Raw genomic sequence first — 15244 nt, 5'->3', positions numbered from 1 at the left:
CGTGGTAAAAGAATTGATTATGCGAAGGATCCTTACCGGACTGTTTCTGTTCCTAGTTACTATGCCGCTTCTGGCTCAGGAATACCAGACATTAAATAACATCAGCTATTACGATCAGAAAGTCAGCGCTTCAGATGCTTATATTAGCGAACGTTGTGTGCTGGACGTCTATATCCCCAAAAATATCAAAAATTTCCCTACGGTAATATGGTTTCATGGTGGAGGAATTACCGGCGGTGAAAAAGAAATTCCCGAAGCCCTTAAGAATAAAGGAATAGCTGTGATAGGCGTCAATTACCGCCTGTCGCCCAAGGTAAAAGCCCCGAAATATATTGAAGATGCGGCAGCGGCTACAGCGTGGGCATTTAAAAATATCAAAAAATACGGTGGCCGGGAAGACCTGGTTTTCATTTCCGGGCATTCCGCGGGAGGATACCTTGCTGCTATGGTCGGACTGGATAAAAAATACCTTCAGAAGTATGGCCTTGATGCCAATGCACTGGCCGGGATTATTCCGTTCAGCGGACAGATGATTTCACATTTTACTACGAGAAAAGAAAAAGGAATTGATGAACTGGATGCCAGGATCGATGATATGGCTCCGCTCCATTTTATCCGGGCAGACGCTCCGCCTTTGCTGCTGATCACCGGCGACCGTGAGAAGGAACTGCTGGGAAGATATGAGGAAAATGCCTACATGAACAGGATGATGAAACTGAAAGGGCATAAAGAAACCACTTTATACGAGTTGCAGGGATTTGACCATGTTGGAATGGCCCAGCCTGCATTTCCTTTGCTGCTTAACGAAATCAAAAGGATTGAAAAACTGAAAAAATAACCTCAGCATTCAATACCGTTACCTAAAGAGCTTTGCAAAATGTACTTTTGCAAAGTTTTTGCTTTAAAAGGTTAATAAATTAAAAAATTAAAAACTCAACCATTATCCATGAATTTTAGATTCAGGCAACGCCTTAAACTTCTTTAATTCTGTCACTTCAACATGGGAATATTTTACAACAATGCCGTCTGCGATATCTATATCGGCAAAAGTGCCGGTACCAAGCTGATCCAGGATATCAGGAATGCCAAAAAGAATGTGAAGATCGTCTCTCCTTACCTGTCTCCGAATTTGATAAAGGAGCTGATATTCCTGCATAATAAAGGAATTGAGATCAGCCTGATCACCACAGACGAGATTGAAGACTTTTACGGCCATGAAAAGAACATCAATAAGCTGATCATCCAGGAGCAGCAGGTGGATGAGGATGCCAAGCAGTCGTATGACAGCCTGAAAAACCTTTCTGCCATATTGCTTTTTGTAATGATTAGTCTCGCTGTAGCACTAATTCCGTTGATTTTTTTATTGGAACAGCCCAAGTTCGCTTTTGGCTTTATTGCTGTTGTCCTTTTGTTTCTGATCCGGAATTACATCGTAAGCGAACTGAAGAAGAAGAAAATTTATCATTATACCTATAAGCAGCTGTTCCCGTTCAGGGTCTTCGTTTCACCCGGCCAGGGAAGCGGTTCCATCAATAAAACATTCATCCACAGCAAAATTTACATCATTGATGATGAAATTGCGTATATGGGCTCCCTGAACTTTACCGCGAAAGGGGTCAAGGAAAATTATGAGACCAGGATCAGGACGGCCGATCCCAACGCTGTACGCAAAATTGCAGAGGAAGTAGACCGGTTGCTATCCAGTTCGGAATTGGCGGAAAGAGACGTCCAGTACTGGGGAAGCCAGCTGTATTCAGAACCGATCAATTGATCAATAGTGAATGTGCTTCGCAGTCAATGGTGAATTTTGCTCCGCAAGTGAATGGTAGATTGTTGACTATACAAATTGACAAGCACAGCGAATTGACTATTGACCCATTCACAACTCAAAATCCGTCACCTTTCCACCAGTTCTTTTACCTCTTCACCGTAAAAATCGGTAACAGTAGTTTTGATTTTCAAAAGTTCATACCATTTCCTGAAAGCACCTACGAATACAACCAGCATCAGGATCATGGCTATTGCGGCTAATGCAGCTAAGAGATACTGTTGTTTAGGAATATAAATTTCCGTGACCTGTACGTAACCGGCCCAGAAAGTAATGACGGCCATGAAGACACCGGGGATGGCGGAGCAGAGGGCATATTTTCCCCTGTTCATACGGATGAGCATGGTTGTACATACAATCAGTCCGCAGGCAGCAAGAAGCTGGTTGCTGATTCCGAATAAGGGCCAGATGCTGCTCACATTTCCCGTATACACCAGGTATCCCCAGGCAAATGTAAACAGCAGGCTGCTGATAATGATTCCCGGCACCCAGTTTTTATCATTGAATTTAGGAACCACTGAGCCTAACATTTCCTGCAGGAAAAATCTTCCTACCCGCGTACCTGCATCGATGGCGGTAAGGATGAAAACGGCTTCAAACATGATGGCGAAGTTGTACCAATAGGCCATCAGCTGGTCCATATACGGGATTTTATTGAAGATATGGGCCATTCCCACAGCCAGGGAAACCGCACCTCCGGTCCGGCCGTGAAGATCAATGCCGATTCTTTCAGAAAAATAATCGATATCCACACCGTGAAGCGATGGGTGTGCGGCCAGGAAAGCATCATAGGATTCTTTCGGGGTGTTGATGGCAAAATAATCTCCGGGCATTAAGGTACAGGCGGCAATCAGGGCCATTAAAGCCACAAAACCTTCCACCAGCATCGCTCCGTAGCCTACAAAAAGGATTTCCCGTTCCCGGTTCAGCATTTTAGGAGTCGTACCGGTGGCAATAACGGCATGGAAACCGGATATGGCACCACAGGCAATGACGATAAAAATAAACGGCAGTACAGGTCCACCGATTACCGGTCCTCCGCCATGAATAAATTGCGTTAAAGCCGGCATCTGAATGGTCGGATGAATAACGATGACCCCAATAGCCAGCATAATGATGGTGCCTATCTTCAGGTAGGTTGACAGGTAATCTCTCGGAACCAGGAGAAGCCATACCGGAAGGACGGAAGCCAGGAAACCGTATAGCGGGATGGCAATGGAAATGGTGCTGATGTCCCATGAGAAAAGATTGTTCATCGTTTCATTCTGCATCAGGTTATGGCCGCCGATGATTCCTGCAATCAATAAAATCCCGCCCAGGATGCTAGCAAAAGTAACCGAATTTTTCCGGTACCGCATAATCAGGCCCATAATAATGGCGATAGGCATCGTAATCACTACCGTAAACAGGGACCAGGAAGCCTCATGCATTGCATTGATACAGGCAAGTGAAAGCCCTGCAAGGGTCAGGATCAGAATGAATAAAATGGCAAAACCGGCTACTGTACCGGTTGTTTTCCCGATTTCCTTGGAAGCGATGGTGGCAAGGCTCTGCCCTTTGTGCCGTACGGAAGCAAACAATACCACCATGTCATGCACGCCGCCGCCGAGAACACAGCCGATCAGGATCCATAATGTACCGGGAAGATAGCCGAACTGGGCTGCCAGTACAGGACCTACAAGGGGTCCCGCAGCAGCAATCGCTGCAAAATGATGTCCGAAAAGTACATTCTTGTTGGTAGCCACATAATCTTTGCCGTCAGCAAATTCTATGGCTGGGGTAGTATTATTGTCGTTTAGCCTGAGTACTTTATTGGCTATATAAATACCGTAAAACCGGTACGCAATAGCAAAAATAAGCAGGGAGGTGAAAACAAGGGTCAGTGCATTAATGTTATTGAGAAATTCCATATCATGTATGTTTATTGAATAAAATAATGTAACGTTTGATTCAGTTTAATGTGAATGCTATAGGCATTGGGCCAAGTTAGCTATTTTAAGCATAAAAAATATGATATGTATATCAAATTAGCAAATTATCAGATAATTGATGATGTATGTGATTGGTTATTAGATTTTTATTGTTGTTAAATATGAAATGTGTACTCTTAGTCATAAAGTTGAAGACTGATGATATTGCCGGTACAATTATGACTTTTTTGTCATAGGTGCACGACCTGAACGCTGTAAAATAAATATCACCCAGAGCAAATTATTTTGCAACGCCCATGGTGCCTGCTGAAGCCTGGTGCACGGCATTCTTCTTCTGCGAAACAACGAAATCAACCATTTGGTCCGTAAGACGCTTAAGGTAAGCCTTATCAGTAGTCCAGAAACCATGTACGCCACCTTCCACTACAACCAGTTTGTTATTGATATTATGGTCGGTTAACTGTTGGCTGAGTTTCATTGACTGCTGTAGCGGAACGATTTTATCCTTATTGCCCTGAAGAATCAGCGTAGGGATTCCATGGGAGGAATAAGTCACCGGGGAGATGGTTTTAAAATATTCAACCACTTTTCTTTTGTCTGTTTTGATCTCATACCCTGAGATTCCGCGGATCAGGTTTTCCCTGAGCTCAACAATTTGTTTTGAAAATAATCCGATCAGGAAAACCGGAAACCTTCCCACTCTTGTATGAAGTAGTTTATTGAGATCTGCCGGTCCGAAATTATCAACCACATAGTTCACCTTGGCAGAATAAGGTGCCAGTTCCTGCGATCCTTTGAATTGAGTATCGTCCGTATAGGCAGCCAGAAGCGACAGGTGTGCTCCTGCAGAAGCGCCGAAAAGTCCTATATTTCCGGTATCAAAATGGTATTTTTCTGCATTTTTTCTCACCCAGCGTATGGCATCTTTACAGTCCTGTACCGGTGCAGGGAAATGAATATCCGGGCTGACCAGGGTATAGTCAATGCTCACAACGGCATATTGCTTTTCAACCAGTTTCAGGATCATATCTTCAATATAACTATCGGCGCGGATGGTTTTATCGCCCTGTACCCATCCGCCTCCGTGAATGTAAATCAGCACCGGAAGCTTTTCGTTGCCTGCTGTTGTAGGCCTGTAAATATCCATAGCGATGGATTTGCCGTTTTCATCGGTCTTATATACTATATTTTCAGATACTATTGTTCTTGCCGGTAAGAGGGTGCTCACGGGTGCCGAAGTCTTTTCCGGAATCTGCTGGCTGTAGGTAAATTGAAATAATGCTGTAAAAACAACAAAAAGCAGGTTTGTGGAAAACCTGCGTAAAGAAGTAGCGAAGACTGATGAATTCATAAAGTACTTTTGATGCGTGTTATCGTACTAACTCCTCAAAAAGTCTACCAAAAGTATGATCAAGGTCTTTGGATTTTCCCGGATGTGGCCGGGATGTCTGTATGACGGCACTTTTTACTGCGGTAAGCCAGCGGAATCGTTCCGGTATGTCCAATAATGCAATAGGGCCCCCGTCACGGTCTCCGTGAGCGACTTTCTGAAAGCTGACCAGGTTCCTGATGATATCCTCATAATCCAGCTTGCTGTGCATCAGCCTGAATTTATCGGGACACAGGTAAAATTCTACCCGGATGTATTTTTTCTTTTTCGAAAACATGATCAGTCCGATATTGAAAAACTCCTCCCGCTCCACTTTGGGCACCAGCCGGATTACGGCATATTCGTAAATATTATCCTCTTGCATGCTGAGCTTCTTTTACAAAGATTTGAGAATGTTCAAGGCGGGTTTTCATGAACCGGAAATACACCTCACGGATCTCTTCCGGAGATTCTTCCGCATCGTCCCAGTGCAGCCATTCTTCAGGAATAATATTAACGATGTCACGGAACAGGTTGTCATTCAGTACAGAACGGGCAAACTGGTCTGCTTCGTCAAGGCGGGTAGCTTTAGGCAGCAACACATGGTCTTTCACGTATTTGAACGGGGTTTTTGCAGAGGCATCAAAATTCTGCCACGAATGGTGGAAGTAAAATGACGCACCGTTATCAATAACCCAGAGTTCCTTGTGCCACATCAGCAGATTGGTATTTTTGTAGGTGCGGTCTATATTGGTGATAAATGCATCCAGCCATACGATTTTAGAAGCCAGGAGCGGGTCGATAACAATTCCCGGATCATAGGCAATAGCTCCGGAAAGATAATGCAGCCCAAGGTTCAGCCCCTCCGAAAATTTCAGCAGGTCCTGGATTTCCTCATCAGCCTCAGTCCTTCCGAAGTCAACATCCAGATGGGCAAAAACCAGTTCCGGAATGTTCAGGCCCATCGCTTCCGTTATTTTTCCGCCCAGGAGTTCGGAGATCAGCATTTTCACCCCATGCCCGGCTCCGCGGAATTTAAGTACATATTTAAAATCGTCATCCGCTTCTGCCAGAGCAGGCAGCGAACCACCTTCCCTGAGCGGGACGATATAGCGCATTACGGTTACCGTTCTAAGATCCAACATAACGCAAAAATAAGGTTTTCCTTTGTGTATATTTCTATTTTTAATATTTTAGATGAAATTAGGCTCGCTACCGGAACGGATTTGCTGGAACACATCAGGAGTTTCCTGAACCGGTAACCACACTGAATCTTCATAAACGCTTTAAATAAAATACGGTATGAATATTATTAAACAACAGAATATCATCCTGAATAATCCTGAAACCCGGGATTTCCTTGCCGATGCCCTGTATCCCGACTCTGGAAATCAGCTTCCGCTTGTTATTTTCGTGCATGGCTACAAAGGCTACAAAGACTGGGGTGCCTGGAACCTGATGGCACAAAAACTGGCTGAGGCAGGATTCTTTTTTGTCAAGTTCAACTTTTCACACAACGGAACTACCGTTGAAGATCCCAATAATTTTGCAGACCTGGAAGCATTCGGGCAGAATAATTATTCCAAGGAGCTTTCAGATTTAGGAGTGGTGATTGACTATTTTGCCTCGGATCCAAGAGTAGACCGCCATAAGATCATCTTGATAGGCCACAGCAGGGGAGGCGGTATTTCCATCATCAAAACATTTGAAGATGAACGCATCAACGGACTGATCACCCTGGCCAGCGTTGATACCTTAGAACGGTTTCCCAAAAACCATCAGCTTGAGAGCTGGAAGGAAAAAGGCGTTTACCATGTGCTGAACGGAAGAACCAATCAGCAGATGCCGCATTATTACCAGTTTTATGAAGATTTCCAGCAGAATTACCACCGCTTTGATGTAGAAAGGGCTACCGAAATGGCCAAAGCACATTTCCTGATCATTCACGGCACCCGTGATGAAAGCGTGGATGTGAAAAATGCAGAACACCTGTACCTGCTGCATCCTAACTCGGAATTGTTCCTGGTTGAAAATGCAGGACATACTTTTGGCGCAAAGGAGCCATGGGAAAGCCATGAATTACCTGAAGACCTTGATACCGTTACTGAAAAATGTATTGAGTTCATCCGGGAAAAGATGTAGTTTTATAAAAAACCGACTACTATTCTGAAGAATAGATGAATTCATTACCGGAAAAAGCATATCTTAATGAACGATATGATAACCTTAAAATCCAGATCATTATGAAATCATTACACCAGGCTCAAAAATTAAACAGAGCCGCTCAGAAAGGCATTCTGGGACAGGCAACATCTTCCTGCGCCCCGACCGGATGTCATTTAAATGCAATCAATAACAGCAATGACCGGTGCTTTATTCTTTCGTGCCCGTCGAAATACGGCCACATGCAACTCGTCAACGGTACTTATCAATGCTGTTTCTAAAAAAAAGGAGTGAAAATTTTCACTCCTTTTTATTTAAAGTACTGCTAAGCTGAATAACGTGTGCTCATGCTTCAGCAGTATTTTTATTCTTCCTGTGTCAGCAGTTTCCAGGCTTCTTCAATATTATTTTTCAGAAGCAGGTTTTTTGCTTCCCTGTGGATGTCTTCATCCGCATAGAAGCTTACTCCCGGAAGCTGTTCTACATTGGCCAGCATGCCCAGATCGTTTCCGGAAAAGACCCTGCTGTATTTGATGTCATCCGGAAGCAAATCGAAACCGATTCCTTTGGTCACCAGAGGTTTAGGAACTTCAAACAGGTTGTTTTCATTGTTCCTGGAATACCAGTTTCCGCCAAGGCGGGCCACCATATCCAGTTTTTTCTGGTCCAGATTCCCTTCCTCATTAAGGTATTCTTCCCGGATATGAATTTTCTGCACTTCACAGATCACCAAATTACCGGCACCTCCCTGCTCTCCGAGGGATTTCACTTCAAGGACTTTACATTCGAAATTCACTGGGCACTCCTCAATAAGTTTCGGCTGTACCAGATCTGCCTCCTTCATGGTCAGTCCGGACTTTATAAATTCATTGACGCCTGTTTCATATTCCGTTGAGGCTAGGGAAATCTGCTGTACAATCGGGAAATTCACGGTTCCGATCACCACTTCAGGCACTTCCAGGACATTTTCCAGCGTATGTTTGGTGGTATTGTCGCGTACCCTTCTTGACGGCGAAAAAATCAGTACCGGCGGAACCGTACTGAACATATTAAAAAAACTAAACGGAGATAAATTGCTGTTCCCGTTCTTATCCACTGTGGAAGCCAGAGCGACCGGACGCGGAGAAACGGCAGTCTGCATAATCGTCTGCAGCTGTACGGGGGATAATTCGGATGGAATAATTGTTTTCATATTGTATGAACCACAAAAGTCACAAAAGTATTTTAAGAAAATAAAAATATACTCTTAAGATCAAAAAAGCATATCGTAATATTTACTTACGAAGGTTTCCTGTCCTTGGTGATATAAATTTTTTACGTTAAAATTCACCAATATTCCTTTGGGTTTTTTCATTAAGTTAATATAATTTAAAATCTGCGCACGATGGATTTCATTCAGTTGTGAAACTGATTTTAATTCTACAATAATAAGATCTTCAACCAAAAAATCACAGAAAAAGTCACAGTTCATTTCTTTCCCTTTATATATTACAGGAATTTTAAGTTGAGATTTAAAATCTATACTTCTCAATTGAAATTCTTCTTCTAAGCACTGTTGATATACACTTTCTAAGAGACCCGGCCCTAAAATCTTATGGACTTCAATACAGGCTCCATTGATCCTGTATGTTAAATCGGTTAAATAAGACTGGGTAATCATGTATATTCCTAATTCTAGTAATTGTTGGGCTGAATTTAAGAATTAATATTATTTTTTAAAACTTGAATATATTCCAAAATTAAAATTGGCATATTATATTACACAGTACTATTTTTAAACATTACTTTTTCTGAGAAATAATAAGCAACAAAAGATTAAGTTTTTCTATACATATTTTACTAAATTGAAAATCAAAGATTTTCAAAAAAACTTATATGAACTTTTACGCATAAATATTTTCTTCTTCATTTTAACTAAGTATTTAAAATCTTTTGTGACTTTTGTGGTATATTTTATTTAGCAGGTAAAATTTTACCGCTTACTTCACCGAAACCTACACGTACACCATCTTTTTCTGCCCAGGCTTTCATTGTAACGGTATCGTTATCATTGATGAATTTTCTTTCTTCGCCGTTGCTCAGGGTAATAGGATTCTGGCCTCTCCAGGTAAGCTCCAGCATAGAGCCGAATGACTTGGGATCGCTGCCGGAAATGGTTCCGCTGGCATACATGTCGCCTACTTCCACATTACAGCCGTTTACGGTGTGGTGGGCCAGTTGCTGTGTCATGTTCCAGTACATGTGTTTGTAATTGCTTTCGCTGATGAGGTTCTGGTCTCCGTTTTCAGGCTGAATATAGACTTCAAGGTTGATGTCGTAGTTTTTATCGCCTTCAAATTTCAGGTAATCCAGTACTTCAGGGTCCTGTTGAGGAGAGGCGGTCCTGAACGGCTCCAAAGCTTCGAGGGTTACTACCCATGGTGATACGGATGAACCGAAGTTTTTAGCGAGGAAAGGTCCCAGAGGAACATATTCCCAGGACTGGATATCTCTTGCAGACCAGTCATTGAAAATAACCATCCCGAAAATGGCATCTTCGGCATTTTGTGTTGAAATGCTTTCTCCCATTTCCGTGTTTTTGTTGAGGATAAAGGCCATTTCCAGCTCGAAATCCAGCTGCTTACACGATCCGAATACCGGTTGGTCTGCATCGGCAGGTTTCATCTGGCCTTTCGGGCGGATGATTTCCGTTCCGGAAACTACGATGGAGGAAGCCCTACCATGGTATCCAACCGGCAGATGTTTCCAGTTCGGAAGCAGGGCATTGGCAGGATCGCGGAACATTTTCCCAACATTTGTCGCATGCTCAATGCTGCTGTAGAAATCGGTGTAATTGGGAACATGCACGGGCATCATCATTTTTACCTGATCAAGCTCGTAGAAAGCGGCTTCGATGGTTTTCTGGTCTTTGGACAGGATGGATCCTTCCTGAAGCAATTCCTGGATTTTGCTGCGCACCGCATTGGTGACAGGTTTTTCAAGTTCTATGAACTCATTCAGGGTATAGGCTTCAAAAACATTGTCATCAAGCCCCTCAATCTCTTCAAAATAACCGAAGTCATACAGGGTAGCCAGGTCAATCACCTGGTCTCCGATCCTCGTACAGCAGCTGATGTATTCTTTATTGAATACGGCCACTCCAAACGGGATGTTGTGGATGGAAAAATCTGATTGGGAAGAATACTCTACAAATGATTTCATAAGGTGTATATTTAGTTGGATATATATATCCGTTATCATTCCGATGGTCACCATTCAGCATGATCATGGCGGGCCTGGATCTTCTGGCCTGTATGATATGCTTTGATTCCGAACCGGATCGTTTTTTATTTATTTTTTGAGCCCGAATAGGATGCTTCGTCAATCCAGCGGTCTCTGGTATTGACATCAATGAGGTACAGGATGTTATCCTGTTTGGTCAGCAGGAGGGTTTTGGTAACAGGCATCGGGATCTTCTTGTTTTCCAGCTGGTCTGCCCTAAGCGAAACGATGTTTTTCCTTCTGACAATATCACCGGTAAAAACATTGGAGCTGCTTTGTCCTGTGGATTTATCGTCAAATACTTCCACATAGGTCGCCTGATTGCCCTTGATGACAATAAAGTCTCTTTCTGTGTGATCTTCCGCATCTTTGATGAATACGAACTTTTTATTGTCGATATTCTCGTGCTCAAGATTCTGGTTGATCCCTTTTCTTTCTTCAAGCCTGGTAAGGATCTGGTTCAGGGTTCCATATTGGGCTTTTACGCCTAAAGATGCTCCCAGAAGCATAATTCCGATGCATATTTTTCTCATAATCGTGTGTCTATAAAAAAGTTTTGCCAGGATTCTGCATCCTGACAAAACGTATATTGTTATTGAATTAAAGGTTCCCTCTTCTGGCCTGTTCTCTCTCCAGCGCTTCAAACAAAGCCTTGAAGTTTCCTGCACCAAAACTCTGTGCACCATGCCTTTCAATGATCTCAAAGAAAAGGGTAGGTCGGTCTTCCACAGGCTTCGTAAAGATCTGAAGTAAATAGCCTTCCTCATCATGGTCAATAAGGATGCCAAGATCCTGAAGTTTCTTGATATCTTCGTCAATATGGCCTACACGCTCCGGAACCATCTCGTAATATGCTTCCGGCGGGGCAGAAAGAAATTCAACACCGCGTTTCTTCAGTTCGGTTACTGTATGGATAATATCTCTGGTTGCTACGGCAATGTGCTGAACGCCTTCACCCTCATAAAAATCAAGGTATTCTTCCACCTGCGATTTCTTTTTGCCTTCTGCCGGCTCATTGATCGGGAATTTGGCAAAGCCGTTTCCGTTGGACATTACTTTAGACATCAGGGCAGAATATTCTGTATTGATCTGTTTATCATCAAAAGACAGGATGTTTACAAATCCCATTACTTTTTCGTACCATTCTACGGTAGGAATCATTCTATCCCAGTCAACATTTCCTACGCAGTGGTCTACGTACAATAAACCGGCTTCTTCAGGATTGTAGTCACTTACCCATGGTTCATAGCCCGGCATAAAAGCGCCTGAGTAATTCTTTCTCTCCACAAACATATGCACTGTCTCTCCGTACGTATAAATCCCGGACATTCTTACTTCGCCGTTTTCATCGGTCAGGGTAACCGGCTCAAGATATGGTTTTCCGCCTCTTTTTGTGGTCTCCTCGAAAGCCTGATACGCATCATCTACCCAAAGGGCCAGGATTTTCACCCCGTCACCGTGTTTTTTCACATGCTCGCTGATCACAGAATCGGATTTCAGTCCGGTGGTTAAAACAAGCCTGATTTTGCCTTGCTGGAGAACATACGATGCACGGTCTCTTACGCCTGTTTCAGGACCGGCATATGCCACTGACTGAAAACCGAAAGCGGTTTTGTAATAATGGGCAGCCTGCTTGGCATTTCCTACATAAAACTCAATGTAATCTGTACCATTGATCGGCAGAAAATTCTCGGCCTGAGCAATTTTTTCGGCAAATGTAAGTGTTGACATATTTCTATTTTACTTTTATTTATTGGAATGCAAATTACGAATTTCTGACTAATACGAAAAATATAAACAAACAAACGTTAGGTAAGTATAACGGAAGGTTGATGTAGGAATTGAAATGTAAAATAGATCACCATAATTCATACTCAACCAAGTGCTTTTCAGGGCTCCGGCCCTGAAAGAAGAGTCAGCTTTTTCATAAACCGGAATTTTAAGTCCTGCGAAAGCCAGGATGCTATGTAATTTTAATACCTATCAGATCATATGCATTGTACCGGATCATCTAATGCTTAAACCTTTCATAAGCTGCCTTTTCCAGCATTTCGCGGTCATCAGGATGCGCGATGCTGATCAGTTCCTGGGCTCTCTGCTTCAGGTTCTTTCCATACAGATATGCCGTTCCGTATTCCGTAACGACCCAATGGATGTGTCCTCTGGTCGTCACGACTCCGGCTCCCTGTTTTAAGTACGGGACAATTCTGGAAACGCCTCTTTTCGTCCTGGAAGTAATGGCGATAATCGGTTTTCCGTCTTCGCTCAGCGCCGCGCCACGCATGAAGTCCATCTGGCCGCCGATCCCGCTGTACTGCATGGTTCCGATAGAATCTGCGCATACCTGTCCGGTCAGGTCAATTTCAATGGCAGAATTGATGGCCACCATTTTTTTATTCCTCATGATATTGATCGGGAAATTGACATCGCTTACATCTTTGAATGCGAAAACGGTATTGTCATCTACATAGTCGTACAGCCTTCTGGTGCCGAAGCAGAAGCTTGTAATGGTTTTATTATCGTTATAACCTTTGTATTTGTTATTGATGACATCATTTTGGATCAGGTCGATCACCCCGTCGCTCAGCATTTCAGTATGGACCCCCAGGTCTTTATGGTTATGCAGGCATTTCAGGACGGCATCCGGAATAGTCCCGATTCCCATCTGAAGGGTTGAGCGGTCATCAATAAGTGCCGCTACATTCTTACCGACTTCCATTTCTTCCGGACCAACCTTGGACCCATAGTCTACGGTAGGAAGTTCCTCTTCATGCCATACCAGTTTACTGATCCTGCTGATATGGATCATACCGTCACCATGGGTTCTCGGCATCAGGGGATTCACAATGGCTACAATAATCTTGGCCGTATCTACTGCGGCCCTGGCCACATCCACAGACGTTCCCAGGGTACAGAATCCGTGTCTGTCCGGTGGGGAAACGGTGACCAATGCCACATCCAGCGGAAGAATATTTTTTCTGAATAAAATAGGGATTTCACTTAGGAACACAGGGACAAAATCGCCCCGGTCTGAATTAACGGCATCCCGTACCGGTGAAGACACAAATAAGGAATTGACGAAAAACTTCCCGGCGTATTCGGGTTTGGCAATTTCCACATTCCCCTGCTGGGTGATGGAAACCATCTCCACATTGTCAAGGCGGTGGGATTGCCGGGCCAGTTCGTCAATTAAATAATTAGGTGTACAGGCACTTCCGTGAAAGAAAACACGGTTGCCGCTTTTTACGGTATAAATGGCTTCTTCTGCGCTGATATATTGATCCATAGTAAAACTTTATAGGAATGAAAGATGTTTTTTTATTCTTTTAAAGATAGTTTATATACTTTGTAATTAGTATAAATAAGCCAAGATTTTTATCATGTTTAAGGATAGTCAGCCAATACAAAACGATCAGCTGTGCGGCAGCTGATCGTTTACTATTTATCTTTTTTAAAAAGCTTTAGGATTCGATGGATTTCTGTTATTACTCCTGTAAACGGTCTTTCAGGGTAGGGTCTTCCTCATCCAGCCAGGAAGTCTTGTAAGAAGGGTCTTCTACTTTCAGGGCTTCTTCCGTAATTTTCAGCGGACGGAACGGATCAACCATCACGGCGTACTCTTCCGTGAATTTTTTTCCGATGCTGCGTTCCATGGCTCCCGGATGCGGGCCGTGCACAATTCCGCCTGGGTGGAGCGTAAAGTCCATCAGGTCGATGTGGTTCCGGCTCATAAAATCACCTTCAGTATAGAACAGCACTTCGTCGGAGTCGATATTGGAGTGGTTGTAAGGAGCCGGTATCGATTGTGGATGATAGTCATACATCCTGGCACAGAATGAACATACCACGAAATTATGGCCTTCAAAATTCTGGTGTACCGGAGGTGGCTGATGGATCCTTCCGGTAATAGGCTCAAAATTTTTGATGTTGAATTTATAAGGATAGAAATAACCGTCCCAGCCTACCACATCAAAAGGATGCGTAGCGTAGATAAAATCCGTAATCTGGTTTTCTTTCTTTACTCTGATCAGGAATTCCCCCTTTTCATCTTTAGGTTCTACGAATACAGGAGCAACGATGTCCCTTTCACAAAACGGGGAATGTTCCAAGAGCTGGCCGAATTCATTTCTGTACCTTTTCGGAGTATAAATCGGGGAATGGCTTTCCAGAATGAAGAAGACGGTATCATCGGAATGCAGCTCAACCTGGTAAATGGTCCCCCTTGGAATGATCAGGTAATCGCCTGTAGAAAATTCAAGGTTGCCGACGAATGTTTTCAGGATCCCGTTTCCGTTGTGTACAAACAGAAGTTCATCGCATTCCGCATTTTTATAGAAATAATCCATGGATTTCCTCGGTTTGGACAATCCCATTTTCAGGTCATTGTTCACCATCAGAAACTTACGGCTGTCCAGGACATCATCTTCAGGACTTACATTCATCCCTTTGAACATCCTTGGTGTTACGTTCTTGTCGATGGCAATTTTCGGTGTTACATCCTTCGGTTTACTGATCGATTTGATCTGGGTAGGACGGTGGATGTGATACAGCAAAGAAGAAATTCCATGGAAGCCCTCGGTGCCGAAAAGCTGCTCATAGTAGAATTTGTCTTCAGGAGATTTAAAAATCGTATGCCTTTTCTGAGGGATATTTCCCGACTGATGATATCTCATTGTATTGGTATATGGAATG

15 protein-coding genes are annotated in these 15244 nt (G+C 43.3%); 4 read left to right on the top strand and 11 right to left on the bottom strand.

Annotation, left to right across the window (positions count from 1 at the left end; all coding sequences use genetic code 11):
* The first annotated feature begins 19 nt into the window (after positions 1 to 19).
* Together CGB83_RS08020 and CGB83_RS08015 are read left to right on the top strand one after the other, a co-directional pair.
* Positions 20 to 838 carry an alpha/beta hydrolase gene (locus CGB83_RS08020; RefSeq protein WP_100077534.1) on the top strand — a complete coding sequence of 273 codons (819 nt, stop codon included), beginning with the start codon at positions 20 to 22 and terminating at the stop codon, positions 836 to 838.
* A 162-nt stretch (positions 839 to 1000) separates the two neighbouring features.
* Positions 1001 to 1771 carry a phospholipase D-like domain-containing protein gene (locus tag CGB83_RS08015; RefSeq protein ID WP_100075328.1) on the top strand — a complete coding sequence of 257 codons (771 nt, stop codon included), beginning with the start codon at positions 1001 to 1003 and terminating at the stop codon, positions 1769 to 1771.
* Positions 1772 to 1896: 125 nt separating this feature from the next.
* On the opposite strand, the gene CGB83_RS08010 is transcribed toward CGB83_RS08015, so the two are convergent.
* From CGB83_RS08010 to CGB83_RS07995, 4 genes are all read right to left on the bottom strand, one after another.
* Positions 1897 to 3738, bottom strand: coding sequence for a carbon starvation CstA family protein (locus CGB83_RS08010; protein WP_172954690.1), 1842 nt, complete (start codon positions 3736 to 3738; stop codon positions 1897 to 1899).
* 301 nt (positions 3739 to 4039) lie between these two features.
* Positions 4040 to 5110 carry an alpha/beta hydrolase gene (locus CGB83_RS08005; RefSeq protein ID WP_100075327.1) on the bottom strand — a complete coding sequence of 357 codons (1071 nt, stop codon included), beginning with the start codon at positions 5108 to 5110 and terminating at the stop codon, positions 4040 to 4042.
* A 19-nt stretch (positions 5111 to 5129) separates the two neighbouring features.
* Positions 5130 to 5513, bottom strand: a complete 384-nt coding sequence (locus CGB83_RS08000) for a DUF3037 domain-containing protein (RefSeq protein ID WP_100075326.1) — start codon at positions 5511 to 5513, stop codon at positions 5130 to 5132.
* The gene (locus tag CGB83_RS07995) at positions 5500 to 6273 is read right to left on the bottom strand and encodes a HipA family kinase (RefSeq protein WP_100075325.1); all 774 of its coding nucleotides are present in this window, start codon (positions 6271 to 6273) and stop codon (positions 5500 to 5502) included. The genes CGB83_RS08000 and CGB83_RS07995 overlap by 14 nt, the downstream gene beginning before the upstream one ends.
* Positions 6274 to 6430: 157 nt before the next feature.
* Between CGB83_RS07995 and CGB83_RS07990 the strand changes: the two genes are divergently transcribed.
* Positions 6431 to 7270: an alpha/beta hydrolase family protein gene (locus CGB83_RS07990; protein ID WP_100075324.1), complete on the top strand. Its 840-nt coding sequence runs from the start codon at positions 6431 to 6433 to the stop codon at positions 7268 to 7270.
* 101 nt (positions 7271 to 7371) lie between these two features.
* Positions 7372 to 7572 (top strand): hypothetical protein, encoded by a 201-nt coding sequence (locus CGB83_RS07985; protein ID WP_157761376.1) that lies wholly within the window; start codon positions 7372 to 7374, stop codon positions 7570 to 7572.
* 83 nt (positions 7573 to 7655) lie between these two features.
* On the opposite strand, the gene CGB83_RS07980 is transcribed toward CGB83_RS07985, so the two are convergent.
* From CGB83_RS07980 to CGB83_RS07950, 7 genes are all read right to left on the bottom strand, one after another.
* Positions 7656 to 8483, bottom strand: coding sequence for a flavin reductase family protein (locus CGB83_RS07980; RefSeq protein WP_100075322.1), 828 nt, complete (start codon positions 8481 to 8483; stop codon positions 7656 to 7658).
* Between the two features lie 60 nt (positions 8484 to 8543).
* Positions 8544 to 8951: a GxxExxY protein gene (locus tag CGB83_RS07975; RefSeq protein WP_100075321.1), complete on the bottom strand. Its 408-nt coding sequence runs from the start codon at positions 8949 to 8951 to the stop codon at positions 8544 to 8546.
* A 293-nt stretch (positions 8952 to 9244) separates the two neighbouring features.
* Positions 9245 to 10492, bottom strand: coding sequence for a fumarylacetoacetase (gene fahA / locus CGB83_RS07970; RefSeq protein WP_100075320.1), 1248 nt, complete (start codon positions 10490 to 10492; stop codon positions 9245 to 9247).
* Between the two features lie 125 nt (positions 10493 to 10617).
* Positions 10618 to 11085: a hypothetical protein gene (locus tag CGB83_RS07965; RefSeq protein ID WP_100075319.1), complete on the bottom strand. Its 468-nt coding sequence runs from the start codon at positions 11083 to 11085 to the stop codon at positions 10618 to 10620.
* Between the two features lie 67 nt (positions 11086 to 11152).
* Entirely contained in the window at positions 11153 to 12283 is a 1131-nt protein-coding gene (gene hppD, locus CGB83_RS07960) for a 4-hydroxyphenylpyruvate dioxygenase (protein ID WP_100075318.1), read from the bottom strand.
* 280 nt (positions 12284 to 12563) lie between these two features.
* Positions 12564 to 13838, bottom strand: coding sequence for an acetyl-CoA hydrolase/transferase family protein (locus CGB83_RS07955; protein WP_100075317.1), 1275 nt, complete (start codon positions 13836 to 13838; stop codon positions 12564 to 12566).
* A gap of 199 nt (positions 13839 to 14037) precedes the next feature.
* Entirely contained in the window at positions 14038 to 15225 is a 1188-nt protein-coding gene (locus tag CGB83_RS07950) for a homogentisate 1,2-dioxygenase (protein WP_100075316.1), read from the bottom strand.
* Between the last annotated feature and the right edge of the window lie 19 nt (positions 15226 to 15244).

Origin of the sequence: Chryseobacterium camelliae (assembly GCF_002770595.1) — a bacterium.
Taxonomy (GTDB): Bacteria; Bacteroidota; Bacteroidia; order Flavobacteriales; family Weeksellaceae; genus Chryseobacterium; species Chryseobacterium camelliae.
Note: the sequence above shows the minus strand (reverse complement) of the source record. Positions and strands in the feature narration are given on the sequence as shown.